This is a genomic window from Novosphingobium sp. FW305-C-111 (genome assembly GCF_058783565.1).
In genome coordinates this window covers 178,882-205,824 of the sequence record NZ_JBYSYP010000003.1, presented here as the reverse complement: position 1 = coordinate 205,824, position 26,943 = coordinate 178,882, and the positions used below count along the sequence as shown (strand labels likewise).

The window sequence follows — 26,943 nt, the reverse complement described above, 5'->3', positions numbered from 1 at the left end:
CCGGTCAGGGCGCATTATGCGGCCGGAAGGGAATTCGGGTCATGGCAAGTCGCGCAATCACCTCATCGCGGACCAGCGCGGTCGACTGGCGGGTCGTGATGAAGCGCTCGCTGCGCAGGGCGGGCGAGATCGGCGGCGCGCTGCTGCTTTTCGGCGCGATGCTGTTTCTTACCCTGGCGCTGCTCAGCTACGACCAGACCGACCCCTCGGGCAGCACCGCCGCGGGCGGTCCCGCAACCAACTGGATGGGCGCCCCCGGCGCATGGGCGGCAGAGCGGGCGCTGTTCCTGTTCGGCGTGACCTCGGCCCTGCTGCTGCCGCTGCTCTACGTGCTGGCCCGCCGCCTGTGGGACCTCGCCGACGAAGGCGAGGACCTTGGCACCGTCCACTGGAGCCGCCCGGTGGTCGTGCTGCTGGTCGGCATGGGGCTGACCGGGACGGCCCTGTCGCTGTTCCTGTCGGGCGTGACCGGCCCCCTGCCCGCCGGCACGGGCGGGCTTTTCGGATTGATCGGCGCAACCGCGGTCCGGGCGCTCGCGGCGCTGGTCCCGGCGGCGGAGGGCTGGATCATCGGCGGGCTCGGTCTTGTCGCACTCGTTTGCGGACTGGTCGCGATCGGCCGCGTGTTCATGATCGACTGGCGCGTCCTGCTGAAGCTGCCCCACCTTCTCCTCCGCGAGCCGCGCGCGATTGGCGACGACGGCGCGGTAGCGGAGTTTGTCCCAGCCCAGCGCCGAAAGGCGCGCCGCGACGACAAGATCCAGCCGCTCACCGACACCCCGCGCAAGCCGCCGGAAATCACCGACCCGACCCGCGCCCCTGCTCCCGCGCAGCTGACCGCGAAGAGCCGCCAAGGCGACCTGTTCGACAAGTTCGAGCTGCCGAGCATCGAGCTGCTCGCCGAACCGCCGGCCCACTCCGGCCCGAAGATCGACAAGCTGGCGCTGGAACGCAACGCCCGCCTGCTCGAAACCGTGCTCGACGACTTCAACGTCAAGGGCGAGATCACCGCGGTCCGCACCGGACCCGTCGTGACGATGTACGAGCTCGAGCCCGCGCCCGGCATCAAGGCCAGCCGGGTGATCGGCCTCGCCGACGATATCGCCCGCAACATGAGCGCGGTCTCCGCGCGCGTCTCCTCGATCCCTGGGCGGACGGTCATGGGCATCGAACTGCCCAACGCTGACCGCCAGATGGTCTCGTTCCGCGAGATGGTGGCGAGCGAGACGTTCGTGAACTCGAAGGGCCTGCTGCCGATCATCCTCGGCAAGGACATCGCCGGGGAGCCCATCGTCGCCGACCTCGCGACGATGCCCCACCTGCTGGTCGCGGGCACCACTGGGTCGGGCAAGTCTGTGGGGCTCAACACGATCCTGCTCTCGCTGCTCTACCGCCTGACCCCGGCGCAGTGCCGCCTGATCCTCGTCGATCCCAAGGTGCTCGAGCTCAAGAGCTACGACGACATTCCCCACCTGCTTTCGCCGGTGGTGACCGAGCCGGCAAAGGCCGTTCGCGCCCTGAAGTGGGCGGTCGAGGAAATGGAGCGGCGCTACCGCCAGATGTCCTCGATCTCGGTCCGCAACATCTCCGGCTTCAACGAGAAGGTCCGCGCCGCGCAGGCCAAGGGCAAGCCGCTGGGCCGCCGCATCCAGACCGGGTTCGATCCAGACAGCGGCGAGGAACTGTACGAGGAACAGCAGCTCGACTACCAGGTCCTGCCGCAGATCGTGGTCATCGTCGACGAGCTGGCCGACCTCATGGTCACCGTCGGCAAGGAGATCGAAGTCCTGATCCAGCGCCTCTCCCAGAAGAGCCGCGCCGCCGGCATTCACCTGATCATGGCGACGCAGCGCCCCTCGGTCGACGTCATCACCGGCGTGATCAAGGCCAACCTGCCGACCCGGATCAGCTTTGCCGTGACCAGCCGGATCGACAGCCGCACGATCCTGGGCGAACAGGGCGCGGAGCAGCTCCTGGGCAAGGGCGACATGCTCTACAAGCCCAACACCGACCCGGTGAAGCGCGTCCACGGCCCGTTCGTTTCGGACGAGGAAGTCGAAAAGGTCGCCGATCACTGGCGCGCGCAGGGCTCGCCCGAATACGTCGATTCGGTCACCGAGGAGCCCGAGGATGGCGGGTTTGGTTTCGACGACCTCGACGCCACCGCCTCCGACAATCCCGAGGAGCGCAAGTACCGGCAGGTCTGCCAGCTGGTGTTCGAAAGCCAGAAGGCCAGCGCCAGCTGGGTCCAGCGGCAGATGGGCGTCGGCTACAACACCGCGTCCAAGTGGATCGAGCGGATGGAAGCGGACGGCCTCGTCGGCCCGGCCAACCACGTCGGGCGGCGCGAGATCTACCGCGACAAGGACGGCAACCCGCTCTGACCGGCCTGTGACGCACGTCAACGCACGCCTCCCCAGCCCCTGCTAGACGCGGCGGCGAAGGAGACGAAACGGCAGATGTGTGCAGTGTGCGAAATGCGCAACGTGGCGGCAGGCGGGCTCAGGCGGCTGGGCGTGATACCGATTGTCTTGGCGGTGCTGGCGGCCTTCAGCGTCACGGCCGACCATGCCGAGGCAAAGCCGGTCTCGAAGCATGTCGAAGCGCTCGGCGCGAAGAAGCCGCTCACGATCACGGCCGAAGGTGCCTCGATCGTCCTGACCCCGGCCAAGCGCCCGTGGACCGACGAGGAAACCGGCGAAAAGGACGAGATCGACGCGGTCGATGTCACCGTCACCCTGCCGGGCCTTGCCGCGTACCGGGTCCCCGACGACGAATGGCGGAGCGATGCCTATGGCCATTGGCTGTCGATCGGCCGCCTGTCGACGGGCGGCCCGATGGCAGCGATCATCGAGGGCTATTCGGGCGGAGCGCACTGCTGCGCGACATTCCAGTTGGTGACGGCGATCGGTGGCAGGGCGATCACCCTCACCCTGCCGCCGCAGGACGGCGAGCCGGGCGGGCACTTCCCGGCCGACATCGACAAGGACGGCATGGTCGATTTTTCGCGGCAGGACGATTCCTTCCGCTATGCCTTCGCCAGCGGCGCGGGCAGCTGGAGCCCGCCGCAGATCTGGAACTTGCGCGACGCGGCGATGGTCGACGTGAGCGCAGAGCCGAGATTCGCCAGGGTGTGGCAGGGCTATGCCAGGGTCACGCTCAAGGCCTGCAAGTCGGACAAGTACGAGCGCAACGGTGCCTGCGCCGCTTATGCCGCCGCCATGGCGCGGCTGGGCAAGGCGGAGGAAGGCATCTTGACCGCGAGCAAGCTCGCCGACACCGACCTCATGTTCCTGCCCGAAAGCTGCAAGGTCGCTTACGTCGACGACATGTGCCCCGAAGGCCAGGAGATCACCTTCACCGCCTTCGAACCCGCGCTGCGCTGGTTCCTGGGGGAGAACGGGTACACGCCCAAGCCGTAAGGATCAGTCGAACAGCGCTTTCAGGTCCTTCTTGAGGATCTTGCCGTTGGCGTTCCGCGGCAGGGTCTCGTCCATGAACAGGATCCGCACGGGGACCTTGAACGCCGCCAGCCGCTCGCCCACCCAGGCGCGCAGTTCGGCCTCTTCCACGTTGCTGCCCGGGGCGCAGTGGACCACCGCGGCGGGTTCCTCGCCCAGCGTGCGGTGGGGCACGCCGACCACCGCAGCGTCGGTCACCGCGGGATGTTCGTAGAGCGCGTTCTCGACTTCCGAGGAATAGATGTTCTCCCCGCCGCGGATGACCATGTCCTTGGCCCGGTCGACGATATAGACGAAGCCCTCCTCGTCGAGCCGGGCAAGGTCGCCGGTGCGGACCCAGCCATCGACAAATGTGGCCGCGCTCGCTTCCGGCTTGTTCCAGTATCCCTTCACGATCATCGGCCCGCGCGCCCACAGTTCGCCCACCTCGCCGACGGGTAGCACCGTGACGCCATCGTCGGCACGGATCTCGAGGTCGGCGACGGGGACCGGCGGCCCGGCGCTGGTCGGACGGTTGAGATAGTCCTCGCCCGAATGGGTGGTGACGGTCGCGGTGGTTTCGGTCATCCCCCAGCCGTTGCCGGGGAGCGCGCCGAACACCTCGTAGATCTTCTTCACCAGCTCCGGCGCGGAGGGTGCGCCGCCATAGCCGATCGATTCGAGGCTGGAGAGATCGTACTTCTCGCGGTCGGGATGCTCGATCAGCTGCCAGGCAATGGTCGGTACGCCGCCGGTGGCATGGACCTTCTCGCGCTCGATGATCTCCATCGCGCGCAGGGTGTCCCACTTGCGCATGAAGATCATCCGGTGCCCCGCGACCAGCACCCCCATCAGCGTCGCGCTGAGCGCGGTGGCGTGAAACAGCGGGATCACCGTGAGGATGTTGCGCGGCTCTGGCTCGGGGAGCGGCTCGCCCCGGCGCAGCACCGCGCGGGCCGCAGCATAGGCACCCGAGAAGATGTTGCTGAGGAAGTTGCGGTGCGTGATCAGCGCGCCCTTGGGGTGCCCGGTGGTCCCGCTGGTGTAGAGGATCGCGGCGTCGTCATCGAGGTCGACGGCAACCTCGGGTAACGCGGCATCGGGCAGGTCTGCCCAAGCGGCGGGCTGGCCGATCACGTCCTCCAGCGCGGACAGGCCTTGCGGCAGATCGCCGGGAAACCGCGAGACGATCACCCGCTCCAGCGCCGGGCAGTCCGCGCGGTGCGGCGCGATGCGCTCCAGCCGCTCCGGATCGCAGACCAGCAGCTTCGCGCCGGAGTCGGTCAGGCCATAGCAGAGCTCGGCCCCGGTCCACCACGCGTTGAGCGGCACGCAGATCGCCCCGATCGACACCGCCGCGAAGAAGATCACCGTCCATTCGGGCAGGTTGCGCATGGCCAGCGCGACGCGGTCGCCCTTCCTGATCCCGGCAGCGGTGAAGTGCGCGGCAAGTGCCGCCACGGCCCGGTTCCACGCCTCGTAAGTGACGCGCTCGTTCTCGTAGACGAGGAATTCGCGCTCGCCATGTGCCCGGCTGAGCGCGACCAAAGCGGCCAGATTGGGCGGCGTGTGCTTCCACACGCGGGTCGGGATTCCGCGGATTTGAACCGTTTCGATCTCGAACTTGCTACCGGGTACGCACAGCGCCTCGGCCACCCCGGCGACGCTCAGCGCCGGCCAGCCCTCGGGAAGCGCGGCGACGGCATCGCCCGAAATCGTCTCGGCAGCAGGCATGGTTTCTCCTCTCGGCCGGCCGGTGCTTTTCCGCGCACCGTACCGCCGGGTAGATTGAACCAGCCGCGCCGCTTCGCGTCAACGCCCTGTTTCGGCAGGACCTTCGGCCGGCCATGCCAGCCGCTTGAGATCGAAAGTGTCGTTGACGGTGCGGACGTACTTGCCGGACCCGTGAAGCCGACCGACGAGCTTCATCGCCCCGGTATCGATCCGCAGCTTTTCGGCATCGCTGACGAAGCGATCGGCGATGTGCATGACCTCGACCTTCCCCAGCACGATGCAGCTGCGCGGCGAAGGATCGAGGATCTGCCAGACCTTGCATTCGAAGCTGACCGGGGCCGAGGCGATCAGCGGCGGGGCGACCCGCAGTGACGGCACTGTGGCGACGCCGGCATATTCCAGCTCGTCCACCCCCGGCGGGGCGTTGATCGCGGTGACATTCATCTTCTCCGCGTCGTCCTCGCTGACGAGGCCGACGGTGAACTCGCCGGTCTCGCGGATGATCCGCGCGGTATCCTTGTCGCCCCCGTCGCGGCCGGCGCCCAGCAGGCCGAGCACGACCAGCACCGGGTCGTCCGACAGGGCGTTGAAGAACGAGTGCGGAGCACAGTTGCGCCGGCCCTCGCGGTCCTGTGTCACCGTCCACGCGATGGGGCGGGGCGTCACCGTGTTGACCACGAGCCGGTACCGATCGGCGGGGGAGAGGCCGTCCATGTCGAAGTGCATCACCGGGCGCTAACCCGGCGCGGCGACTTGGGCAAGCTACCATGAGGTAGTGGCAAGATTGCCACAAATTTCCAGCGATTTGCCGCAGCCGCGAGGAAGATTGTTGCTCGGAGACACAAGCGGGCTAGCTTTCGACAATCAATTACAAGACCAAAAAGGGGGTCCCATCATGTCCAAGCTCTCGATGCTTCGCAGCAGCGTCGCCGGTGCCGCGCTGGCGCTGTCTTTCGCCGCCGCGCCGCAGGTTTTTGCGCAAGACGGCGCGCAGGCCGATGAGGCGCCCGCGCCCGACCAGATGATTATCGTTACCGGTACGCGCACCACCTCCCGCACCGTCGAGAATTCCCCGGTCCCGGTCGATGTCCTCACCAGCGAGGCGCTGACCAACGGCGGCCAGATGGAAACCAACAAGATCCTCAACAAGCTGGTCCCCTCGTTCAACTTCCCGCAGCCGGCCATCGCCGACGGCTCCGACGCGCTGCGCCCGGCCACGCTGCGCGGCCTCTCGCCCGACCAGACACTGGTCCTGCTCAACGGCAAGCGCCGCCACGTCTCGGCGCTGCTCAACATCAACGGCACGGTCGGGCGCGGGAGCGCTGCGGTGGACATGAACTCGATCCCGGCACTGGCGATCGAGCGCATCGAAGTCCTGCGCGACGGTGCCTCGTCGCAGTACGGTTCCGACGCCATTGCCGGCGTCATCAACATCCGCCTGAAGACCGCCAGCGAGGGCGGCAAGGCGACCGTCTCCTATGGCAAGTACGTCACCACCATCGACGGCGTCGACAACGTCACCGGGCTGCAGCGTGACGTGAACGGCCAGCCGATCCTCAACCCGGCCGACACCCGCTATTTCCTCCCGACCGTCGACGGCAACCGCAAGGCCCGCGATGGCGAGAGCTACACCGTGGCCACGAACATCGGCCTGCCGTTCTTCGGCGCGGTCGGCGGGTACCTCAACCTGACCGCCGAGTATCGCCGCCGCGGCTACACCAACCGCCAAGGCTTCGACCTGCGGCCGAACTACATCCGCCCTTCGGGCACGACCTTCGATCCGCGCGAACTGACCTTCGACCGGCTCGAGTTCCGCTTCGGCGATCCGAAGTCGGACGATTACACGATCTTCCTCAACACGATGGTCCCGGTCGGCGACTTCGAAGCCTATGCCTTCGCCAGCTTCAACCAGCGCGATTCGCTGTCGGCCGCCAATTACCGCCAGCAGAACGGGTCGGCCAACCGCGACTTCTCGGTCCTTGCGCCGGACACGACCCCGACCAACGCCAACTTCGTGCCGCTGACTCCGGACGGGTTCCTGCCGTTCATCAAGACCGACCTGACCGACTATGCCGCGACCGGTGGGCTGCGCGGGATGATCGGCGGGTGGAATGCCGACTTCTCGGTCGGCTATGGCCACAACTCATTCGATTATCTCATCCAGAATTCGCTCAACACCTCGTTCGGACCGGCCAGCCAGCGCGTGTTCGACGCCGGTGGGCTGCGCTACGCCCAGTGGCTGGTCAACGCCGACTTCACGCATGACTACGAGATCGGCTTCGCCAAGCCGCTGTCGGTGGCGTTCGGCGCGGAATACCGTGACGAGAAGTTCCAGATCCGTCCGGGCGACCTCCAGTCCTATGCCCTCGGCCCTCTGTTCAAGGCGGCACAGGCGACCACCAGCGCCAACTGCGCAGCACAGTCGGGTGTCTACAACGCCGGGACCGGCATCTGCACCTTCCCGGGCCGCCAGGCCGGCGCGGGCGCGCAGGGCTTCCCCGGTATCCCGGCCTCGGCGGCGACCGATGCGGGCCGTCATTCGTACGCCGCCTATGTCGAGTTCGACACCGATCCGGTCGAAGGGCTGACCACCACGCTGGCCGGTCGCTACGAACATTACTCTGATTTCGGCGACACCTTCACCGGCAAGTTTGCTGCCCGGTTCGAGGTCGCGCCCGGCTATGCCCTGCGCGGCTCGATCTCGAACGGCTTCCGTGCGCCCTCGCTGCACCAGCAGTACTTCACGACCACCTCGACCAACTTCATCTCGGGCGTGCCGGTGGACATCAGCACGGTTGCGGTCGGCAGTCCGCTGGCCCGTGCGCTGGGCTCCAAGGACCTCAAGCCCGAAAAGTCGTTCAATCTCTCGGGCGGGTTCACCGCCAACCCGATGTCCGGTCTGACGCTGACGGTCGATTACTATAACATCAAGATCACCGACCGGGTCGTGCTCACCGAAAACCTCGGCGCGTCGGGCAGCGGTACCGCTGCGGTCAACGCCGCGGTCAAGGCGGTGCTCGATGCCAACGGGTTCAACTCGGTCGGTGCGGCGCGGTTCTTCATCAACGGCCTCGACACCCGCACCCAGGGTGTCGATGCGGTGCTGAGCTGGCGCCTCCCGCTGGGCGACGGCATGGGCAAGTGGAACCTCACCGCCGCCTACAACTACAACAAGACCGAAATCCTGAAGTACAAGAACGACCTCGGGCCGCTCGCCACGATTCCGGGGCTGATCCTGTTCGGGCGCACCGAATCGCTGCGCTTCACCAAGGGCCAGCCTCGCGACAAGATCGTGCTGAGCCTCGACGGCGATCTCGGCATGTTCGGCCTGACCGCACGGACCACCCGCTATGGCAAGGTGGTCTCGCCCGGAACCGCCGCGCCGCTCGCGCCCAATGCCGCCAGCCTGACCGCGTTCGGGCCGGACGACATCTTCCTCGGCGCGAAGTGGGTGACGGACCTCGAATTGCGGTTCGATCCGATCGACCGCCTCCACCTCGCGATCGGCGCGGACAACGTGTTCGACGTCTATCCCGACCGCTCGCCGTTCGGCCCGCGCCCGGCGTCGGTCGGCGGGGTCTATCCAGCGAACCAGGAATACATTCCGTTCTCGATCTTCTCGCCGTTCGGCTTCAACGGGCGTTATCTTTACGCCCGGGCGACGTTCGACTTCTGATCGCGGCGGATTGGAAAAAGCGGGGGCGGAACATCATGTTCCGCTCCTTTTTCGTGCCCGGCCTTAACCCTGCATAAGGCATCTCGGGATAGAGCTTGCGCGATGGAGCGGGGGTTCGAACGACTGGCGGCGGTGCTGGCCATGCTGTGGCTGGGCCTGTTCGCGTTGCCGGCGCTGGCCGCGACACCGTTCGAGCCGGGCTCCTCCTGCCACGCCGGCGCCGAACACTTCGAAAGCTACGAGCAGGTTGCCGCCGATCCGGCCCGCTGGACCTGCGACGCGGCCAACTGGCAGGCCTCGCCGGAAAAGACCTTCATCCGCTTCGACCTGCGCGGCGCGGCGGGCGCGGCCCCTACCCGATTCATCACCCGGCTGACGCGCTTCGCCGAGGTGACCCTGCGCGTCACGACGACCGACGGGCACACCGTGACGCGAATTGTCTCCCCGAATGACATGTCGCTCGCCACCGGCGACTGGCTGATGAGCGCCGCGCTGCCGCGAACGGACGAAGCAGTGCGCGATGTGGTCGTGGAAATCCACCGCCCGCGCTTCATCGGCATGCTTTCCGACGCACGGCTGGGCGATGACGCACAGGCGCAAGGCCACGGGACGGACTTCGAGCTGCTGCTCGCCGCGCTGTGCGGGATGCTGTGCATGCCGCTGCTGTTCAACCTCGCCTTCTACCGCGTGCTGCGCGAGCGCTTCCTGCTGTGGCACGCCGTCGCGGTCGCGTTCATGCTGGTGCAGACGCTGGTCACTTCCGGCCTCATCAATCGGCTGCTCACGCTTTCGATCTACGAGTTGTCCATTCTTTCCGCGGCCACGTTCGGCGGGGGCATCTCCGGCGCCCTGCTGTTCCTCGCCGACCTCATCGAGGAGGGCGCCGTCGATGAAATCCATCGCCGCCTCCTGCGCCTCACCGCGCTGGCGTGGATTCCGGCGTGGACGGCGTTCTATCTGTTCAGCAACGATGCCTTCCGGTCTGTCTCGGCGTCGGTCTATTACCTCTCCTGGCTCCCGGTGGTGGCCCTGATGGTCTGGGTGATGGTGACCGCACGGCTCCGAGGCAGCCGCGCGGTCAACTGGCAGATCGCCGCATGGATGCCGTTCATGCTCTCGGGCATGGTCCGCGTCGTATCCGCGCTGGGCGTTACCGAAGCGCCGCTCGAGATGCAGGGCGCGCAGCACCTTTCGCTCGCAATCGAGGTTCTGGTCACCGCACTCGGCGTGGCCGACCGGTTCCTGACCATCAAGCGTCAGCGCGACAGCGCCCTTGCGGAGGCTCGGATGCTGGAGGACCGCATCGAGCGCGATCCGCTGACCGGTCTGCTCAACCGCCACGCCATCGAGACCCGCTTCGCCGCGCTCCATGCCCAGGGATTCCGCACTGTGGCGGTGCTCGATCTCGACCGCTTCAAGGACATCAACGACACTTACGGCCACGGCGTCGGCGACATGGTCCTGCGCGCGGTAGGCAAGGCGCTGATGCCCGACGAGCGGACCATTGCGATCCGCCTCGGCGGTGAGGAATTCATGCTCGTGCTCGCCGGTGCGGATGCCACCGCACAGGCCGAGCGCCGGCGCCAGGCCATCGCGGTGCGCATCGCAGCCGATGTCCCCGGCCTCGACCGGCTGGTGACCGCGAGCATGGGGCTGGTCGAATACGGCGCGGGCACGCGGGTCGAGCCAGACTTCGCAGCCAGCTACCTCCACTGCGACCGCCTGCTCTACGATGCGAAGCGCGCCGGGCGAAACCGGACGATGAAGGAAAAGGTTCGAGGCTTCTCGATGCCGGCGCTGCCGCTGCGGGTGCGCGAGCGCGCCTGATCAGGCGGCGACCAGCGCCGCCTCGCCTTGGGCGGCAAGGTCGCGCAGCCCCATGTTCATCGCCGTGCGCAGGAACCGGCTCGCGGCGCTGGCGTCGCCATAGCCCAGCCTTCGCGCCAGATCCTCGAGCCCGTGGCGGTTGCGGCTCGCGAAATACTCGCGGGCGACCTGCATCCGCACGTCCATCAGGATCTCCGCAAAGGTGGTGCCGTGTTCCCCAAGGCGGCGCTGCAAGGTGCGCGGACTGAGCGCCAAGGTCGCAGCGACCTCCGCGAGCGAGGCTTCCCCGCCGGCGAGCTTCGCCCGAACGCTGCGCGTCACTTGCGCCAGCAGCCCCTCGACCGGGCCGCCGACATTGTCGAGCCGGTTGCTGACCAGCGCCAGCATCGCCGGGTTCGCGTGGGGCGCGCAGCGGTGCATGTCCTCGTGGCGGACGATCAGGGCGTTGCGCCCCGTTCCGAAGGCGATCGGACAGCGGAACAGCCGCCGCACCAGGCTCTGGTCGGCCAGCGGCGGGCCGTCCAGCTCCAACCGGAGCGGAGCCCACTCGCCGCCCAGCAAGCGCCGTGCGACGCGCAGTTGCAGGGTCAGCGTCGCCGACAGGAACTGGCGCCCTCCCTGCCGCGTCGGCACCGTCACGAACTGGCAAAGCGCGACCGCCGGGCCCTCGTCGAGCACTTCGGAGCCGAGCGCCGCCATTTCGAGGTGCATGTAGCGTCGCGAAACCGCCACCGATTCGGCGAGCGAACCGCAGTGATCCCACAGCAGGCTGAGCGGACCGTAGCCGCAAAGGTTGCTCCACGCGGCGAAGGCGAAGCCGAGATCGGGCCGCCCCGCCCGCTCGGCCGCGGCGTCGAGCGCATCGATGACCAGCGCGGCGGGAAGATAGTCGGGCATCGAGCCGCACGAGCGCAGCAGCTCGTCGGGGATCAGCCCGTCGAGAGCGATCCCCTCGCGCCGCGCAAAGCTGCGAATCTGGCGCATCGAGGCGGCGTGGGACGGCGCTTCACCCGCGCCGAACATGTCGTTGCAACCGGTCATCGGACTGCCATCCCGAGAATGGCCCGGTCGGCATCGAGCCGGGCGACAAGATCCGCACGCGCGGGAAGATCGGCCAGAAGGTGGCGGGTGAGCCGCTCGTAATGCGCAATGAACCGCGACAGCGCAGCGTCATCCATCGTCGCTGCACCGGGGCTGGTGGCGGCCAGTTCCCGCTCCTGCTGCCGCCGCCAGCCGAACACCGCTTCGAAACCCGGCGCGGCGAGCATGGCGAGATAGTCGATCCGCGCAAACAGCGTGCGGTAGTCGCGTTCGAGCATGCGGTTGGCATAGCCGCGCCAGCGCAGTTCCGGATCCTCCTCGCGTTCGAGCGCATTGACCGGCTCGGCCAGGGCCGGTGCATCCTGCGGCGCGGCGCCGACGCACCAGCCTTCGAGGATAAGCACCGGGGTGCCTTTCGCGACTTCGCTCCACGCGGCCTCGGGCCGCCGGTCGTCACGGACCTTGTCGAACCGCGGCAGCCGCGCCGCCTCACCGCGCTCCAGCGCCGCGATCGCCGCGAAGGCCAGCGAAAGGTCGTGCGTGCCGGGTACGCCGCGGGTCGCAAACAGCGGATGGACCTCCGCCGCAAGCCGCGCCCGTTCGGCCTGCGTCAGGTAGAGGTCGTCGAGCGAGAGGACTGCCGCCGCAACATCGCGCGCGCCCAGATCCTCGGCCAGGGCCGCCGCCAGCGTCGACTTGCCCGAGCCTTGCGCGCCCGAAATTCCGACGACCAGCGGCCGCCGCCCGCCCCGGTCCAGCCGCGAAAGAATGGCCTCCGCCAAGGTCTTCCGCAGCGCCTCCACGATCAGGCCATCCGGCTCTGGTATTTCTGCGAGAACACCTCGCGCCCGATAATCAGGCGCATGACCTCGCTCGATCCGGCGAGGATGCGGTTGATGCGGGCGTCGGTGAACATCCGGCTGATCGGGTACTCGTCCATGAACCCTGCCCCGCCGTGGAGCTGGACGCCAAGGTCGACCATCTTCCACTCGACTTCCGAGGCCATCATCTTGGCCTTTGCGCCCTGATTCGAGGTCAGCCGCCCGGCGTTGTGTTCGGCGACGAGGTGATCGACATAGACCTCGACCAGCTCGATCTCGCTGTCCATCTCGGCCATGCGGAACTGGGTGTTCTGCTGGTCTGACAGCGGCTTGCCGAAGACGTTGCGCTCCATCACGTAGTCGCGGGTGATGTCGAACGCCTTGCGGGCGTTGGCGACCTGGCCGACTGCGGCGATCAGGCGCTCCTCGGCCAGCCCCTCCATCAGGTAGTAGAACCCCTGCCCTGCCTGGCCGAGCTGGTTGGCCTTGGGCACCTTCACGTCCTTGAAGAACAGTTCGGCGGTATCCTGCGCGGGAAGACCCATCTTCTTGAGGTTCCGGCCGCGTTCGAACCCTTCCATGCCGCGCTCGACGATCAGCAGGACCATCGCGTGCTTCTTGTCCGCCCCGGCGACCTTCGCCGCGACGATCACCACGTCGGCGTTTATGCCGTTGGAGATGTAGGTCTTGGAGCCGTTGAGCAGCCAGTGGTCGCCCATGTCCTGCGCAGCTGTGCGCATGCCCGCAAGGTCCGATCCCGCACCCGGCTCAGTCATCGCGACCGCCAGGATGGTCTCGCCCGACACGCATTTCGGAAGGAAGCGCTGGCGCTGTTCCTCGTTGCCGAAGCGCTGGAAATAGGGACCGACGAGCCGGCTGTGCAGGGTGTTGTACCACTGTTTGCAACCGGCGCGGGCGGTTTCCTCGATGATGATCTGTTCATAGCGGAAGTCGTTGTCGCCCATCCCGCCGTACTTCTCGTCGGGCCAGATCATCAGGAAGCCCATGTCGCCGGCTTTCTTGAAGATGTTGCGATCGACGATGCCCGCCTCGCGCCATTCCTCCATGTGGGGCGCGACCTCGCTCTCGAGGAACTTGCGGTAGGCGTCGCGGAACATGGTCTGGTCTTCGGTAAAATTGCGCATCGGGAATCCTCTGGCCCTCGTCGGGGTGCGGGCGAGACTTTAATCGTGCGATTAAATGCGTCAACTGCCTTTCCGGACGAGCAATGCCGTCGGCCGGGTGGCCAGGGTCTGCTCCGCGCCGACTCCGGCCCACCACCGCACGAACGGAGGATGTTGTCACGGCAAGCCCGGGGTCGCTCCTTGCGCGCGCCCTGACAGTCAGTTATCAGGCCTGATAACATCATGGCTAGGGACAGGGCATGGATCTCGACTGGACAGCCAAAGACCTCGCGTTCGCCGAAGAGGCGCGCCAGTTCTTTGCCGACGCGCTGACGCCTGAACTGCGCGACGCGGGGCGGCTGATGACCAGCGTCTATGCCGACCATGACCTTGGCATGGCATGGCAGGCGAAGCTCCACGAGCGTGGCTGGGCGGCGCCGAACTGGCAGCCCGAACACGGCGGGACCGACTGGACCGACGCCCAGCACTACCTGTTCGAGCGCGAGCGGATTCTCGCTGGGGCGCCGCCGGTTTCGCCCATGGGCGTCCACATGGTCGCCTATGTGATTCAGGCGTTCGGGACCGATGCGCAGAAGGAATTCTTCCTCCCGCGCATTCTCACCGGCGAGGTGTTCTTCTGCCAGGGCTACAGCGAGCCCCAGTCCGGCTCCGATCTCGCCTCGCTGCAGCTGCGCGCCGATGCCGACGGCGACGACTTCGTCCTCAACGGCTCGAAGATCTGGACGACCCACGCGCAGCAGGCCAACTGGATGTTCTGCCTGGTGCGGACCACGCGCGGCTTGCGCCCGCAGCAGGGGATCACGTTCCTCCTCGTCGACATGACCAGCCCCGGCGTGCTGGTCCGCCCGCTGGTGATGACCTCGGGCGAGACGGTCCAGAACCAGGTGTTCTTCACCGACGTCCGGGTGCCCAGGGCCAACGCGGTCGGCGCGGTCGACGATGGCTGGACGGTCGCCAAGTACCTGCTCGAATTCGAGCGCGGCGCGCGCGGCTATTCGGCAGGGCTCAAGGTCCGCGCCGAGGCGCTGCGCGACAACGCCCGCAACACGCCCACCCCCGACGGCGCGCTGCTCGACGACCCGGTCTTCGCGCATCGCCTGGCCCGGCTGATGATGAAGCTCGACGTGCTCGAGGTGCTCGAGTTCAAGCTGCTGTCGGGCGCGAACGACGATGGTTCGGTCGGCGCGCTGTCGTCGATGATGAAGATCCTCGGCACCGAACTGGCGACCGAAATGACCGAGCTGACCTTCCGCGCGGCCGGGACGTCCGGAACACTCTACCAGCCGCACGCCACGCGCCCGGGCGGCGCGGTGCCGAACTACGAGGCGCCGGCCGATGGTTCGACGGTCGGCGAGGTGTGGCAGGCGCTGGCGCCCTTGCGCTACTTCAACGAGCGCGCCGGGCCGATCTATGCCGGCTCCAACGAGATCCAGCGGAACATCCTGGCAAAGCGGGTGCTGGGGCTATAGCGCACCCGAACCTCAAGCAAGCTTGAGATTGCGGTACCGCGCCACGTGCGCGTCGACGTCGCCGAACTGGTTCTCGATCGCGGTGGTGCGGCGGAAGTAGTGACCGACGCGCAGCTCCTCGGTCAGCCCCATCGCCCCGTGGAGCTGGACCGCCTGCTGGCCGACATAGCGCACCGCCTCGCCGACTTGCGCCTTGGCCGCCGAGACCGCCGCCGGATCACCGCCCCGCAGCGCCGCCAGCAGGGCTGCCGCGGCGCTCTGCTCGACGTGGATGCGCATGTCGACCATGCGGTGCTGGAGCACCTGGAACGAGGCCAGCGCCTGCCCGAACTGGGTGCGCTGCTTCGTGTAGTCGATGGTGTCGGCGAGCATCGTCCGCATCAGCCCGACCGCCTCCGAACAGACCGCCGCCGTTGCCGCGTCGACGGCCGCGGAGATCGCGGCGGCGACACCGTTCCCCGCGGCAATCAGCTCGGCGGGAGTATCCGAGAGCACGACATCGGCAGCGGGATGGTCGTCGATCAGTCGATAGGTCCGGAGCGGCACGACACCGGTCAGGCGGAAGACGCCCGGCCCGTCGGGCGTCATCGCGGTCACGAGCACCGAGTCGGCCTCTGCCGCCCAGCGCACGGCGCGTTTGGTACCGGCAAGGCGCCACCCTGACCCGTCAAGGCGCGCCTCGGTGCGGATCGAGAGCGCGTCTCCGCGGCTTTGTTCCTCTTCCCACGCCAGCACGACGACCTTGCCGGCCGCCAGATCGCGCCCCAGCGTTTCCTGGCCGCCGAGACGTTCGAGCAGGGTGCCGGCAGTCACCGGCCCTTCGATGTACGGCGTCGCCGCGAGCGCCCCGCCAAGTGCTTCCATGACGACGAGATGGGCCTCGGCCCCGCGACCGAAGCCGCCCCACGCCTCCGGCAAGCCCGCCCCGGCAAGGCCCATCGCAGCGTTGATCTCGTCCCAGAAGCCGCGCATCGCCGCCCCGCCGCGCTGTTCGCGGCGACGGTCGAACGGAAGATGCTGGGCGAGCCAGCCGGCCGCACTGTCGGCCAGAAGGCGCAGGTCTTCGTCGAGTTCGAGGTTCACCAGTGCTCTCCCGGCCGGTCAGTTATCAGTCCTGATAACAAACGCGTTCAGAGAAGCAAGCCGCGCATCAGCGTATCGACCGTCTGGTCGCGGTACCGGATATGGAGCTGCAGGTCGGCTCCCGGCAAGCCGCCGAACACGGCGGTCATGGTGAAGCGATTGGAATAGAGTCCGTCGGCCGCGCCGATGGTGTTGAAGTAGAACAGCTTGGGGTCGACCCCGCGAAACTGCCCTGCAGCAACCCCCTCTTCGATGATCCGCGCCTGAGCGTCCGCAATCGGGATCAGCAGCTCATCGGCTATGTGGCGCACCCGTTCCGGGTCGGCCTTGCGGACCATGACCTGGATCAGCCGGTTGAGCCAGGGAATGTCGAAATAGGTGTCGAGGATGCCGGTGAGATGGATCCGCATGCGTTCGGTGGGCGTCACCTCCAGCTTGAACAGGCGGTCGAGCTGGCTGATCCGCCGCTCCACCTCGCGGTCGAGCAGGGCGAACAGCAGCCCTTCCTTGCTGCCGAAGAAATAACGGATCATGGCGTGGTTGACCCCCGCGCGCGCGGCGATCTCGACGATACCGATCTCGATCGTGTCCTGCTCGCGCATCAGTGCACTGGCCGCGTCCAGCAGTGCCTCGCGGCTGTTCTCGCGCGGAGCGCGACGGGGAGCGGAGTAATCGGCCACGGCGTGCAATGGACTCGCAAGCGGCGGCAATTGCAAGCAGTCGTGTCAGCTGCGCGCCGCCTTGCGCGGGTGCGGCACGACGGGCACCCGCTTCAGCCACAGCAGAGCCGCCTCCCAAAGGATCGCAGCGACGACCTTGACCGTCACGAACGGCAGCAAAACCGCCGCGCGCACCAGCGCCGCGTCGGTCAGTTCGCGCCGTTCGGCGGTGTGGACCGCGCCGAGCAGGACGCCCTGCCCATCCGACACCTCGATCCCGATCATCAGCCGCTCGCCCGGCGGGACGACACGAAAGCGATACGCCATGTCCATCGCGATGAAGGGCGAGACGTGGAACGCCTTGGCGCAGGACTGCCGGACAGCACCCTCCCCTGCCACGGGAAGCAGGTAGTGATGCCGCTCCCCGAAGGTGTTGTTGACCTCGTACAGGATGGCGCGGAGCGTACCGCCCTCGTCCTCGATGAACCAGGTGGTCAGCGGGTTGAACGCGAAGCCGAATATGCGCGGCATCGTCAGCAGGCGGATGCGGCCGGGCGCGAAGCTCAATCCGGCACCTTCGACCTGCCGCGCAACAAAACCGCGCAAGTCGCCGCTGCCGTCGCCGACGTCCTGTTTCCGGAAGCTCGCCAAGGCGAACCGGCGCAGCGAAAACAGCCGCAGCCGCGCCGCCAGCGCATCGAGTTCGTCGATATCGAGGAGCAGCGAAAAGATCCGGTAGCGCAAGGCGTGCACGCGCGGCCGCAGGCGCCGGTGCATTACCCGGCCAAGGTAGAGCGCGGAGCCGCCGGTGCTCACGCCGGCTCGAGCAGGCGCGGGGCGGCATCGACGTGGATTCGGCCCGATTCTTCTGCCACGTCCCACGGCCGCCGCACCCCGCCCAGCTGCTCGGCCACCGCCAGCCCGGATTGCAGCCCGTCCTCGTGGAAGCCTGCGCCGAAGTGCGCACCGCAGAACCACGTCCGCGCCGCACCCTGGAGCGACCACAGAGCGCGCTGCGCCGCGCCGGCGGCCGCGTCGAACACGGGGTGGTAATAAACCTCCCGCGCATGGACCAGCGCCGGGTCCGGCTCGCGCACCGGGTTGAGGGTGACGAACAGCGGCTGCTCCTCGGGCAAGGACTGCAGCCGGTTCATCCAGTACGTTACCGACAGCCGCCGCGCCGCGTTGCGGCCTTCCGAAGCGTAATTCCAGCTCGACCACACCCGCCGCCTTTGCGGCATCAGCGCCGAGTCGGAGTGGAGCACCGCCTCGTTGCGGCGATAGCCGAAGGCGCCAAGCAGCCGGGTTTCCTCGGCGGACGGGTCGGCGAGCATTGCCAGCGCCTGGTCGGCATGTGCGGCGATGACGACATGGTCGAACCGCTCGGTCCCGGCGGCGCTGACGATCTCGACGTGGTCGGACCGGCGGCGCACGGCCTTGACCCGGCACCCGGTGCGGATGCGATCGGCGTAGGGCGCGGTCAGCCGATCGACATAGGCGCGGCTCCCGCCGCTCACCGTCCGCCAGATCGGCCGGCCGCGCAGCTTAAGCAGACCGTGGTTCTCGCAGAACCTGACGAATGCTGCTGCCGGATGGTGGGGTATGTCGTCCACCGGCGTCGACCAGATCGCCGCCGCCATCGGATAGAGGTGGTCGTCGCGGAACGCCGCCCCGCAGCCGAGCCCGTCGAGATAGTCGCCCAGCCCCTTGTCGCCCATCTCCGGCAGGTCGCGCGGGGCATTGCGATAGAACCGCACGAGGTCGCGCAGCATCGACCAGAACCGGGGCTTCAGCAGGTTGCGGCGCTGCGCGAACAGGCCCGAGAGATTCCCCGAATACTCGAGCCGGCCCCGATCGAGCGAGACGGCGAAGCTCATTTCGGTCGGCTGGGTCGGCACGCCAAGGTGATCGAACAGCGCGGTCAGGTTGGGGTATGTGTCCTGGTTGAAGACGATGAAGCCGGTATCGACCGGGGTTCCGCCGACGACGCGCGTGTTGCTGTGTCCGCCGATCCGCCCGTCCGCCTCGAGCAGGGTCACGCGGTGGCGCTGCGACAACAGCCACGCCGCCGACATTCCGGCGATGCCGCTCCCGACCACCGCGATGTCGAGCCCGCGCGCATCATCACCGACAAAAGCATCCATTGTGGCGAAATTCCCCCCGGAAGTTGCCGATCCGATTCCCGCTCGAGCCGAATTACGCATATATCGCAGCGTTGTATATTGTCGCAGCGCGCGGCGCTGTTCGAAAAATCACAGCAGAGTGGTGGATGAATAGGCAAGGCGGAGCGGTGAACGACGAAGGATCCTTGGCGCGATGAGCCTGTTTTCGGCGGCCACCCGCCTGGCCGAGGCGATGCCCCTGCCCGATCCGCTGGTGCGCACCGCGATCGACCGGTTCTGCGGCAAGCGCGCCCGCTCGTTCTGGGACATCGAGGCGGACGAAGCCGCTTTTGCCAGGAACATGGCGGATTTTCCGATCGCACAGTTCACCGATGAGGCCAACGAGCAGCATTACGAATTGCCGCCGCGTTTCTTCGAGCTGACCCTCGGGCCGCGGCGCAAGTATTCGTGCTGCTGGTACCCGACCGGGCAGGAAACACTCGCCCAGGCGGAGATGCTGGCGCTTGATCAGACGGTCTCCCACGCCGCGCTGGAAGATCACCAGAGAATTCTCGAACTAGGCTGCGGCTGGGGCTCGCTGACCCTCACCATGGCGGAACGGTTCCCCGGCGCTGAGATTGTCGCTGTCTCCAACTCCGCCCCGCAGCGCCAGCATATCGAAGCGGAGGCCAGGGCGCGCGGTTTTAGCAACGTCACGGTCATCACTGCGGACATGAACGCGTTCGAACCCGAGGGCCGCTTCGACCGGGTGGTCTCTGTCGAGATGTTCGAGCACATGGCGAACTGGGCCGAGCTGCTGCGTAGGGTGCGCGGTTGGCTCCATCCGGACGGGCGGCTGTTCCTCCACGTCTTCGCGCACCGCTCCCACCCCTATCGATTCGATCCGGCCGACAGTTCGAACTGGATTGCCCAGCATTTCTTCACCGGCGGGATCATGCCGAGCCATGGCCTCGTCCAGCATTTCCGCGAAAGCTTCGATGTCGAGGAGCAGTGGTGGTGGAACGGCACCCACTACCAGCGCACTGCCCGCCAGTGGCTCGAGAATTTCGACGCCAACCGCCGTGAGATCGATGTCGTGCTGCGCGAGGTCTATGGCCGCGATGCCGCGCTGTGGGGCCGGCGCTGGCGGCTGTTCTACCTCGCTACCGAGGGCCTGTGGGGTCATGCGAGGGGCCGCGAGTGGGGTGTCGGGCACTACCGGCTCGCGCCGACCTGAATCCGCGTTTCAGGAACCCCCGCGTCATCGAACGGTTAGTGCGGCACGGTCGCCGCTTGGGAAACGGGTGGGCTCAAGCAAAGAGCAACACCATGAAAAATCTTCTACTTCTCACCACCGTCGCGCTCGTTGGCGGTTCGCTTGGCGGATGCACCACGGTCCGTGAAACCGTGGTCGAGGCCATCGCCGGAACGCATCGGGCCACGCTCGATGCCTCGCAGGTCGTCGGTGCCAATCGCGATGCCGACGGATATGCCACCGCCGAGCTGACGGTGGCCGACAAGCTCGACCAGATCTGCTATGATATCAACGATCTTCGCAATGTCGGCAGCGTGACCCGCGCGACGATCAATCGCGGCGCCCCCGGCGCGACCGGTCCGGCGGTGCTGACCCTGACCACCTCGGGCGAGGGCGACTACAAGAACTGCGTCAACCGCAGCGAGTGGCTCGAAGACTCGTTCGATCGCAATCCGGGCAGCTACTACGTCCAGATCGACACCACCACGGGTTCGATCCGCGGCCAGTTCTGATCTGACAAGCCTCGCCCCGGTCTTTTTGCCGGGGCGAGGCCCGTTTCAGAACTTCACCGACGCCGACAGGCTGAACGAACGGCCCACGTCGTAGGTGTTGATGGTGATCCGGTTCGCGCCCGACTGCTGGAATTCCTCATGCTTCTGGCCGGTCAGGTTACGCGCCTCGAACTTCAGCTCGACCTCGGTCCCGGCGACCTTGATCCCCTCGCGCGCGACGAAATCGAGGCGCAGGCCGGGCTTTTCGAACACATCGGGCTGCGGCGGTGAGCCGATCACGCCCCGGCTGACCACGCGGTTGCTGGCGTAGGTGAGCAGGATCGTCTGCTGCGACAGCTTGTCCTCGTTCTCCAGCCCGAGCTCCACGTTGACGATATGGTCGGACTGGCCGGTGAGGCTGGCGCCGTCGGTGAAATAGTCGCTCGCCGCGGTCGAGAACGCGCCGAACACCTGCGTCTGATCGCCCGGGCGCACCTTCAGCTTCGACTGGGTGAAGGTGTAGTTGCCGATCACCACCAGCTTGCGCGGCGCGAAGAACCCGGAATCGCCGAGGCTGAAGTTTTTCTGCACTTCCGCTTCCACGCCATAGAGTTCCGCGCGCGGGGCGTTGGCATAGGAAGTGGTGAAGTTGCTGTTGAGGAATGCCTCGATCGGCTTGTCGATCCGCTTGTAGAAGCCCGCGACCGAGAACCGCTGCTGCGGCGCGAAGTACCACTCGAACCGCGCCTCGCCGTTATAGAGCTGGCTGTCGACGAGCAACGGGTTGCCGCGATACTCGCGGTTGCTTTCGGGATCGTAGTACGGCTGGTTGATCAGCTCGCGGAACTGCGGGCGGGCGATGGTCTTGGAGCCCGAGAGGCGGACCTGCATCTGCGGGCGCACTTCCCAGGTCAGCGTGGCGGCCGGCAGCCAGTAGCCCTTGGTCAGCGCGGTCCCGGCGGTCGAGGCACCCGGGACAGTGAAAACCTGGATCGGATCGACCGTCTGGCGCGCCCATTCATAGCGGACGCCGGCATCGAGCGTCACGCCTTCCGCGATCTGCCAGTTGGCCTTGGCATAGCCCGCGGCGTTTTCCAGCTTGGCGAGGAACGCCGGGTTGCCTTCGTCGGATTCGATCAGGCCGATGCCGAAGGTGTTAATGACGCTCGGCGAGAGCAGGTAGTCGGGACGCAGCAGGGTCACGCCCGCAGGCAGACACGACGCCGGGTTCTGCGGCACGCCTTCGCAGATCGCGGGCGCGAGGAACTGGAACTGGCGGCGCGAGCTGGTGCGCGTCGTGTCCGAGTACGCACCGCCGACCGTCACCGACAGCGCCGGGCTGGTCCGCCAGGTGAGGTCGCCGCTGCCCGACCACAGGTCTTCGTTGAGGTCCGAGAACGTCACGCTGGCGTCGCCGCCGTTGCCGTTGTTGAGGCGGTTGACGAAGAACGCGCCGAGCGGATCGGCCGCCGCGTTGCTGCGCAGGTATTCGTAGTAGAGCTCGAACGGGGCCTTGCGCTTGGAGTTGGCGTAGCCTCCGCGCAGGTCGAGGCTGACGTCGGGGGTGATCTTGAACTCGCCGACGATCTGGGTGTCGATCAGCTGGCGTTCGTACCACGCGGTGTTCTGGCGCATGCGGTCGACGGTGGTCTGGTTCGTCTGGCCCAGCGACAACCGCGCGAGCTTGAGCGTGTCGTGGATGTAGAGGTTGGTCCAGCGGATCTTGTTGTCGCCGAACTCGAGCCCGACACCGACCAGGCCGTTGGCAACCACCCGGTTTTCGGTGTTCAGGCCGAGGAAATCGGATTCGATGGTGGAAAGGTCGGCGGTCAGCGAGCGCTGCTGGCGCGGCTGCTTGGTCGACCACTTGTTGCTGAAACCGAACGCGGCGATCAGGCCGAGGTTGGTCGCGCCGATGTCCCACGACTTCGCGCCCGACAGCGAGGCGGAGAAGTTGGCCGGGATGTTGTTCCACCGCTGCAGCGCGGAGTTGCGCCCGGTGACGAGCTGCGCCGCGATCGCCTTGGTATCGACCGTGCCCGACGAGATCCGCTGGCCCGAGGCGAGGAACGCGGCGAGCGCGGGGGGCGTGCTGCGCGGGCCGTTGTCATAGCCGGTCCAGTCGCTGCCGCTGCCATAGTAGGTGTAGCCGAGCTGGCCGGTGGTCTCGGTGTCGCCCGAAACGCCGAACCCGATCGACAGGAACGGATCCTTCGGCACGGCCTTGGTCGTCAGGTTGATGACGCCGCCGCCGAATTCGCCCGGGTAGTTCGCCGAATAACTCTTCTGCACCAGCGACGAGGCGATCACGCTCGACGGGAACAGGTCGAGCGGGACGACGCGCTTCAAGGGCTCGGGACTCGGCAGCGGCGATCCGTTGAGCAGCGCCAGCGAGTAGCGGTCACCCAGCCCGCGGACATAGACGAAGCCCGAGCCGACCACGCTGAGCCCGGTGACGCGGCCGAGCGCGCCGGCGATGTTGCCTTCGCCGGTGCGTGCAATGTCGGCGCTGGAAAGGACACTGATCACTTGCGGGGCGGCCTTGGCGACGTTGCGGTCGCGCTGGCCGGTGACGACGATCTCCGCGCCGGGGGCCGAAACCTCGACCTGTTCCTGCGGCTGCTCGGCGGCCGCCATGTCCTGCGGCGCGGCCTCGCCCTCGGCCGGCGGTTCGGCCTGGTCGGCGGCGACCGTATCGACCGGCTCCGCCGCGGGTTCGTCGCTGACCGGCTGGGCGAAAGCCAGCGCCGGCGAGACGAGCGCGGTGGTCAGGAGCGCGGCGCACAGGATGCGCGGGCGGAAAGTCATCGGATGTCCCCCTCGGGTCTTCATGCAAGGCGGGGCAGCCACGCTGGTGGCTGCCCCGTTGGTGTGGTCAGGCAGCCGCGGCTCAGGTCGTCGGCAGCGAGGTGCAGGCCGTCGAGGTCGAGCCGAAGTTCGCCGTTGCGCTGTTGCAGGTCCAGCCGGCGTACCAGGTGTCCGAAGCGTTCTGGACCGCGCCGACATAAGTCGTGGCAGAGAAGAAGCTCGACAGAGCCGTGACGTTGAAGGCGCTCAGGGCCGTCTCGTTCGCACCGTTGATGAAGAGCCCGGTCAGCGTCGGCGAGAAGGTGTCGCTGTTGCCGTTCGAACCCGCACCGAACGCCGCCTGCACCTGCGCGGCGGTGTAGCTGCCGGTGCCGATGTACTTGGTGCTGTTGCACTGCATGGCGACCGAGCGCGCGGTCAGCGTCGCCGGGGTCGCGCCCGAACCGTTCATGCGGATGCATTCGTTGTTCGGCGCAAGGATTATGCCGTTGGCGAGCGTGACGTCCGAGTTGCCGCGGAACAGCGCCACCGCCTGGTCGTTCGATTCGTTATCGGCGCTGGTCTGCGACTGGATCGCGAGGAAGTTGCTGACCTTGAGGTTGGTGCGCGGGGTATCGGTTTCGGCACCGTTGCTGTCGATCTCGAACAGCGCGTCTCCCTTGGTCGCGCGCGGCAGGAGCATCGCGTACTGCACGTTCATCTGCGCGCCGGTGTCGACGTCCATCGAGTCGTCGTCCGCGCCCGTGGCGATATAGTACTTGAGGTTGACCGAGCCGCCGAAGAACTCGGCGCCGTCGTCCGAGCTGTTGTGCGACTGGATGTGATCGAGCACGGTGCCCGAACCGATGCCTTCGGTGGTCAATGCCTGGAGTTCGCGGCCCGCGCCGAGGACGAAGCCCGAGTAGCGGATCTGGACGAAGCTCATCCGGCCCGAATTGTCGGCCGCGTTGCTGCCGCCGAAGCGGGCGAGGTCGGCCGAACCTTCGGTGTCACGCTCGCAGGTGCCGCCGGCGACGGTGCCGACGTTGCAGTCGGTGACCGGGGCGCGGCCCATCAGCACGACGCCGCCCCACTGGCCCTGCGAGGTGTCGTCGTTGAGGCCGAGGACGTTGTCGCGGCTGGTGAACACGATCGGGGCGGTGGCGGTGCCGACTGCATTGATCTTGTTGCCGCGGTTGACCGCGAGCCACGACTGGCCGGTGTTGCCGAACAGGATCACGCCAGGCTGGATCGTCAGGGTGACGTTGGTGTCGGCGGTCAGCGCGGTGGTGCAGCCGGCGGTGGTCGAGGTCACCGGCGAGCCGGCGGTGGGGGCGTTGAACCCGCCGTCGCAGCCGACGTTGACGCGGCCGTTCATCGAATAGAGCAGGCCGGAGATCTTGGGCAGGCTGATCGAGCTCTTGATCGTGCTCGGCAGCTGGCAGACGCGGTAAGTGCCGGTCGGGCCGGAGATCGTGCCCGCATCGGTCAGGCCCTGCGGGTCGGCGATGGTCGGACAGCCCGAGGCCGGCGTCACGGTCGGGGCCGAAGTGGGCGTGGGAGTCGGCGTAGGAGTCGGCGCGGGATAGTTGATGGTCACGTTGCCGCCGCTGCCCGGCGAGGCGATGTCGCTGGGCCCGCAGCCCGTCAGGGCGAAAGCGGCGCAGCCGGCCAGGATCATGCTCTTGTGGCTAATCACGATAAGTCCCCTTCTTTTCGCCGCCAGGTGTTCGACGATTCGACTTGTGCAGCCGCGAAGTAGGACTTGCCGGTGACAGTTTATTTACATTCAAACTTCTGTTTTGATTGCAGTTTTATTGCATAATCGTGACGGACTTGCGACTTAGCAAGCGAAGACGCGTTGACAGCAGAGTTCCAATTTGACACCGATGTGTCATGATCCGCGAGCTCGACGAATTCTCCCGTTTCGCCGACGAGGTCGCCCGGCTGCGCGGCCGCATCCGCGCGCTGTTCGAGGAGGCGCGGGCGCAAGCCGGCCTCGCCGAGATGGAGCTGACCGTGCTCACCGCCATCGCCAACGCCCAGCGCCCGACCACCGTCGCGCAGATCGGCCGCAGCCTGGGTCACCCACGCCAGGTCGTCCAGCGCGCCGCCAACCGCCTGGTCGAGCTGGGCCTCGCCGAACTCGCCGAAAACCCGGACCACAAGCGCGCCTCGCTGCTCGTGCCGACGGAAACCGGGCGCAGGCTCAAGGCCGCTGACCATCGCCGCTCGGTCGCCGTGAGCGCCGCGCTGCTCGAGCGAATCGAGGCCAGCGCGTTCGCCGATGCAGCCGACCGGCTCCATGCGATCCGCACCGGGATCGAGGCTTTTCTCAAGGAACGGGCATCGTGACCGCAGACGTCGCGCCGATCGAGCCGCTGACCGCGTGGCTCGACGCCCACCTGCCCGACCTTGGCAGCGGCCCTCTCAAGGTCGGCCAGATCCACAACGGCACGTCGAACGTGATCCTCACCCTCAACCGCGGCGAAGGCGACGTGATCCTGCGCCGCCCGCCCGCAGTGCCGCCGCCGGGCAGCGAGAAGACCGTGCTGCGCGAGGCCCGCGTGCTCACCGCGCTGGCCGGCACCGCCGTTCCGCACCCGCACTGCCATGCTGCCTGCGCCGACCCCGCGGTGATCGGCGCGCCGTTCTATGTGATGGAACGCGTCCCTGGCTGGGCCGCCGAACTCACGGACGAGCGCATTTGGCACCGCCCGCCGTTCGACACCGCGCCCAGCGAGTACGGCATCGCCTATGCCATGGTCGACGGTCTCGTCGCGCTCGCCAACGTCGATTACAAGGCCGTCGGACTTGAAGGCTTGGGCAAGCCCGACAATTTCCTCGCCCGTCAGGTCGACCGCTGGGAAGGGCAGATCCGCTCCTATCCCGATCTTTACGGCAGCGAATGGCGCGAGCTTCCGGGCTTTGCCTATGCCCGCGACTGGCTGCGCGCCAATGTTCCCGGCGACTTTCGCGCGGGGATCATGCACGGCGACGTCGGCACCCCCAACGCGCTGTTCGCGTTCGACCGCCCCGCCCGCCTCACCGCCCTGATCGACTGGGAGCTCTCGACCATCGGCGATCCGCTGCTCGACCTCGCGTGGTTCACCGGGCGGCTGCGCGACGAGGACCAGCCGGACGCACGCATAGAGGCCGGGCTCTACAACGTCGCCAACTTCCCGACGCGGCAGGAGCTCGCCCGCTACTACGCCGCCGGCACCGGCCGCGACCTCGCCAGCTTCGACTATTTCTGCGTGCTCGCCGCGTACAAGAGCGGCTGCATCCTCGAATACAAGGTCGCGCAGAGCAGCGTGGGCATGATGTCGCCCGAAACCGGGCGGTTCTTCGACAAGCTGGTCCGCGCCGCGTTCGCGCGGGCCGAGGACATGGCCCGCAAGGCCGGATAATCA

General features: G+C 67.3%; 20 protein-coding genes. 9 read left to right on the top strand and 11 right to left on the bottom strand.

Translation table 11 applies throughout. The features are described from left to right. The first annotated feature begins 41 nt into the window (after positions 1 to 41). Both AC3WLD_RS05150 and AC3WLD_RS05145 read left to right on the top strand, forming a co-directional pair. Positions 42 to 2,384 (top strand): FtsK/SpoIIIE family DNA translocase, encoded by a 2,343-nt coding sequence (locus tag AC3WLD_RS05150; RefSeq protein ID WP_492555857.1) that lies wholly within the window; start codon positions 42 to 44, stop codon positions 2,382 to 2,384. A gap of 75 nt (positions 2,385 to 2,459) precedes the next feature. Further along, on the top strand, positions 2,460 to 3,422 hold the full coding sequence (locus tag AC3WLD_RS05145) for a hypothetical protein (RefSeq protein ID WP_492555856.1): 963 nt from the start codon (positions 2,460 to 2,462) through the stop codon (positions 3,420 to 3,422). Positions 3,423 to 3,425: 3 nt separating this feature from the next. Here the strand turns inward: AC3WLD_RS05145 and AC3WLD_RS05140 are convergent, their stop codons facing one another. Then, a complete protein-coding gene (locus AC3WLD_RS05140; protein ID WP_492555855.1) occupies positions 3,426 to 5,174 on the bottom strand; it encodes a class I adenylate-forming enzyme family protein in 1,749 nt (582 codons plus the stop codon). Between the two features lie 78 nt (positions 5,175 to 5,252). Next, positions 5,253 to 5,900: a flavin reductase family protein gene (locus AC3WLD_RS05135; protein WP_492555854.1), complete on the bottom strand. Its 648-nt coding sequence runs from the start codon at positions 5,898 to 5,900 to the stop codon at positions 5,253 to 5,255. Between the two features lie 169 nt (positions 5,901 to 6,069). On the opposite strand from AC3WLD_RS05135, the gene AC3WLD_RS05130 reads away from it, so the two are divergent. Both AC3WLD_RS05130 and AC3WLD_RS05125 read left to right on the top strand, forming a co-directional pair. Further along, positions 6,070 to 8,850 carry a TonB-dependent receptor plug domain-containing protein gene (locus tag AC3WLD_RS05130; RefSeq protein ID WP_492555853.1) on the top strand — a complete coding sequence of 927 codons (2,781 nt, stop codon included), beginning with the start codon at positions 6,070 to 6,072 and terminating at the stop codon, positions 8,848 to 8,850. A 102-nt stretch (positions 8,851 to 8,952) separates the two neighbouring features. Continuing rightward, entirely contained in the window at positions 8,953 to 10,677 is a 1,725-nt protein-coding gene (locus AC3WLD_RS05125; protein ID WP_492555852.1) for a GGDEF domain-containing protein, read from the top strand. Here the strand turns inward: AC3WLD_RS05125 and AC3WLD_RS05120 are convergent, their stop codons facing one another. The 3 genes from AC3WLD_RS05120 to AC3WLD_RS05110 are packed head-to-tail and all read right to left on the bottom strand — an operon-like array spanning position 10,678 to position 13,684. Then, the gene (locus AC3WLD_RS05120; protein WP_492555851.1) at positions 10,678 to 11,718 is read right to left on the bottom strand and encodes an AraC family transcriptional regulator ligand-binding domain-containing protein; all 1,041 of its coding nucleotides are present in this window, start codon (positions 11,716 to 11,718) and stop codon (positions 10,678 to 10,680) included. Next, positions 11,715 to 12,512 (bottom strand): kinase, encoded by a 798-nt coding sequence (locus AC3WLD_RS05115; RefSeq protein WP_492555971.1) that lies wholly within the window; start codon positions 12,510 to 12,512, stop codon positions 11,715 to 11,717. Before AC3WLD_RS05115 ends, AC3WLD_RS05120 begins: the two co-directional genes overlap by 4 nt. Positions 12,513 to 12,523: 11 nt before the next feature. Next, positions 12,524 to 13,684, bottom strand: coding sequence for an acyl-CoA dehydrogenase family protein (locus AC3WLD_RS05110; protein ID WP_492555850.1), 1,161 nt, complete (start codon positions 13,682 to 13,684; stop codon positions 12,524 to 12,526). Between the two features lie 239 nt (positions 13,685 to 13,923). Between AC3WLD_RS05110 and AC3WLD_RS05105 the strand changes: the two genes are divergently transcribed. Beyond that, a complete protein-coding gene (locus AC3WLD_RS05105; protein WP_492555849.1) occupies positions 13,924 to 15,153 on the top strand; it encodes an acyl-CoA dehydrogenase family protein in 1,230 nt (409 codons plus the stop codon). 12 nt (positions 15,154 to 15,165) lie between these two features. On the opposite strand, the gene AC3WLD_RS05100 is transcribed toward AC3WLD_RS05105, so the two are convergent. The 4 genes from AC3WLD_RS05100 to AC3WLD_RS05085 are packed head-to-tail and all read right to left on the bottom strand — an operon-like array spanning position 15,166 to position 19,039. Further along, positions 15,166 to 16,236, bottom strand: coding sequence for an acyl-CoA dehydrogenase family protein (locus AC3WLD_RS05100; protein ID WP_492555848.1), 1,071 nt, complete (start codon positions 16,234 to 16,236; stop codon positions 15,166 to 15,168). Positions 16,237 to 16,283: 47 nt separating this feature from the next. Further along, positions 16,284 to 16,916 carry a TetR family transcriptional regulator gene (locus AC3WLD_RS05095; protein ID WP_492555847.1) on the bottom strand — a complete coding sequence of 211 codons (633 nt, stop codon included), beginning with the start codon at positions 16,914 to 16,916 and terminating at the stop codon, positions 16,284 to 16,286. Positions 16,917 to 16,961: 45 nt separating this feature from the next. Further along, entirely contained in the window at positions 16,962 to 17,711 is a 750-nt protein-coding gene (locus AC3WLD_RS05090) for a DUF1365 domain-containing protein (RefSeq protein WP_492555846.1), read from the bottom strand. Next, positions 17,708 to 19,039, bottom strand: a complete 1,332-nt coding sequence (locus tag AC3WLD_RS05085) for an NAD(P)/FAD-dependent oxidoreductase (protein ID WP_492555845.1) — start codon at positions 19,037 to 19,039, stop codon at positions 17,708 to 17,710. Before AC3WLD_RS05085 ends, AC3WLD_RS05090 begins: the two co-directional genes overlap by 4 nt. 172 nt (positions 19,040 to 19,211) lie before the next feature. Between AC3WLD_RS05085 and AC3WLD_RS05080 the strand changes: the two genes are divergently transcribed. Beyond that, positions 19,212 to 20,234, top strand: a complete 1,023-nt coding sequence (locus AC3WLD_RS05080) for an SAM-dependent methyltransferase (protein ID WP_492555844.1) — start codon at positions 19,212 to 19,214, stop codon at positions 20,232 to 20,234. Between the two features lie 92 nt (positions 20,235 to 20,326). Further along, the gene (locus tag AC3WLD_RS05075) at positions 20,327 to 20,764 is read left to right on the top strand and encodes a CHRD domain-containing protein (protein WP_492555843.1); all 438 of its coding nucleotides are present in this window, start codon (positions 20,327 to 20,329) and stop codon (positions 20,762 to 20,764) included. 45 nt (positions 20,765 to 20,809) lie between these two features. On the opposite strand, the gene AC3WLD_RS05070 is transcribed toward AC3WLD_RS05075, so the two are convergent. Further along, complete coding sequence (locus tag AC3WLD_RS05070) at positions 20,810 to 23,551, bottom strand: TonB-dependent receptor domain-containing protein (protein ID WP_492555842.1); 2,742 nt, start codon at positions 23,549 to 23,551, stop codon at positions 20,810 to 20,812. Between the two features lie 82 nt (positions 23,552 to 23,633). After that, positions 23,634 to 25,211, bottom strand: a complete 1,578-nt coding sequence (locus tag AC3WLD_RS05065; RefSeq protein WP_492555970.1) for a beta-helix domain-containing protein — start codon at positions 25,209 to 25,211, stop codon at positions 23,634 to 23,636. A gap of 215 nt (positions 25,212 to 25,426) precedes the next feature. On the opposite strand from AC3WLD_RS05065, the gene AC3WLD_RS05060 reads away from it, so the two are divergent. Then, positions 25,427 to 25,885 (top strand): MarR family winged helix-turn-helix transcriptional regulator, encoded by a 459-nt coding sequence (locus AC3WLD_RS05060; protein WP_492555841.1) that lies wholly within the window; start codon positions 25,427 to 25,429, stop codon positions 25,883 to 25,885. Then, the gene (locus AC3WLD_RS05055) at positions 25,882 to 26,940 is read left to right on the top strand and encodes a phosphotransferase family protein (RefSeq protein WP_492555840.1); all 1,059 of its coding nucleotides are present in this window, start codon (positions 25,882 to 25,884) and stop codon (positions 26,938 to 26,940) included. Before AC3WLD_RS05060 ends, AC3WLD_RS05055 begins: the two co-directional genes overlap by 4 nt. Positions 26,941 to 26,943 lie beyond the last annotated feature (3 nt).

What these genes read in the sequence shown, in the direction of transcription:
- AC3WLD_RS05080 (WP_492555844.1), top strand. Translation starts at nt 19,212, where the DNA reads ATGAGCCTGTTTTCGGCGGCCACCCGCCTGGCCGAGGCGATGCCCCTG.
- AC3WLD_RS05065 (WP_492555970.1), bottom strand. Translation starts at nt 25,211, where the DNA reads ATGATCCTGGCCGGCTGCGCCGCTTTCGCCCTGACGGGCTGCGGGCCC.
- AC3WLD_RS05145 (WP_492555856.1), top strand. Translation starts at nt 2,460, where the DNA reads ATGTGTGCAGTGTGCGAAATGCGCAACGTGGCGGCAGGCGGGCTCAGG.
- AC3WLD_RS05075 (WP_492555843.1), top strand. Translation starts at nt 20,327, where the DNA reads ATGAAAAATCTTCTACTTCTCACCACCGTCGCGCTCGTTGGCGGTTCG.
- AC3WLD_RS05125 (WP_492555852.1), top strand. Translation starts at nt 8,953, where the DNA reads ATGGAGCGGGGGTTCGAACGACTGGCGGCGGTGCTGGCCATGCTGTGG.
- AC3WLD_RS05085 (WP_492555845.1), bottom strand. Translation starts at nt 19,039, where the DNA reads ATGGATGCTTTTGTCGGTGATGATGCGCGCGGGCTCGACATCGCGGTG.
- AC3WLD_RS05105 (WP_492555849.1), top strand. Translation starts at nt 13,924, where the DNA reads ATGGATCTCGACTGGACAGCCAAAGACCTCGCGTTCGCCGAAGAGGCG.
- AC3WLD_RS05150 (WP_492555857.1), top strand. Translation starts at nt 42, where the DNA reads ATGGCAAGTCGCGCAATCACCTCATCGCGGACCAGCGCGGTCGACTGG.
- AC3WLD_RS05135 (WP_492555854.1), bottom strand. Translation starts at nt 5,900, where the DNA reads ATGCACTTCGACATGGACGGCCTCTCCCCCGCCGATCGGTACCGGCTC.
- AC3WLD_RS05130 (WP_492555853.1), top strand. Translation starts at nt 6,070, where the DNA reads ATGTCCAAGCTCTCGATGCTTCGCAGCAGCGTCGCCGGTGCCGCGCTG.
- AC3WLD_RS05140 (WP_492555855.1), bottom strand. Translation starts at nt 5,174, where the DNA reads ATGCCTGCTGCCGAGACGATTTCGGGCGATGCCGTCGCCGCGCTTCCC.
- AC3WLD_RS05110 (WP_492555850.1), bottom strand. Translation starts at nt 13,684, where the DNA reads ATGCGCAATTTTACCGAAGACCAGACCATGTTCCGCGACGCCTACCGC.
- AC3WLD_RS05060 (WP_492555841.1), top strand. Translation starts at nt 25,427, where the DNA reads ATGATCCGCGAGCTCGACGAATTCTCCCGTTTCGCCGACGAGGTCGCC.
- AC3WLD_RS05120 (WP_492555851.1), bottom strand. Translation starts at nt 11,718, where the DNA reads ATGACCGGTTGCAACGACATGTTCGGCGCGGGTGAAGCGCCGTCCCAC.
- AC3WLD_RS05070 (WP_492555842.1), bottom strand. Translation starts at nt 23,551, where the DNA reads ATGACTTTCCGCCCGCGCATCCTGTGCGCCGCGCTCCTGACCACCGCG.